Source organism: Sporosarcina sp. P29 (assembly GCF_002743265.1).
Classification (GTDB): domain Bacteria; phylum Bacillota; class Bacilli; order Bacillales_A; family Planococcaceae; genus Sporosarcina.
The window spans coordinates 1-366 of the sequence record NZ_PDYX01000148.1 but is presented as its reverse complement, the minus strand read 5'-3'; the positions used below and the strand labels follow the sequence as shown (position 1 = coordinate 366).

The following is a 366-nucleotide window of genomic DNA, read 5'->3' as shown; positions in this document are numbered from 1 at the left end:
CCACCCGGATATAAAGGACGCGTTTTTGTCGACGCATGTCAGTCGGCAACCGACTCGCGAAAAATTGACAGCTTCATTACCACGTTGCAGAAACAGTTCTTGCTAAATTCTCTCAATACACTGGTCTATGGGATTAATGGCGACAGCTCGGGATTGATTCCACTTCCCGACGATTCAAAATGGCGTCTGGCGAAACTTTAAAAAAAAGCCCCGATGATAAGTCGGGGCTTTATATTGCATGGCTGGAGATTAATCGTCCAGGAAGCTACGCAGTACTTCAGAGCGGCTTGGATGGCGCAGTTTACGCAGCGCCTTCGCTTCGATCTGACGGATACGTTCGCGGGTAACGTCGAACTGTTTACCCAC

The 366-nt window shown here is 49.2% G+C and carries 2 protein-coding genes; one reads left to right on the top strand and one right to left on the bottom strand.

Annotation, left to right across the window (positions count from 1 at the left end; translation table 11 throughout):
• Window positions 1-201 (top strand): hypothetical protein (locus tag CSV68_RS17495; RefSeq protein WP_233192967.1); only part of this gene is annotated, 201 nt, incomplete at its 5' end.
• A gap of 48 nt (window positions 202-249) precedes the next feature.
• Here CSV68_RS17495 and CSV68_RS16970 read toward each other — a convergent pair.
• A partial coding sequence (locus CSV68_RS16970; protein WP_304442475.1) for a sigma factor-like helix-turn-helix DNA-binding protein occupies window positions 250-366 on the bottom strand: 117 nt, incomplete at its 5' end.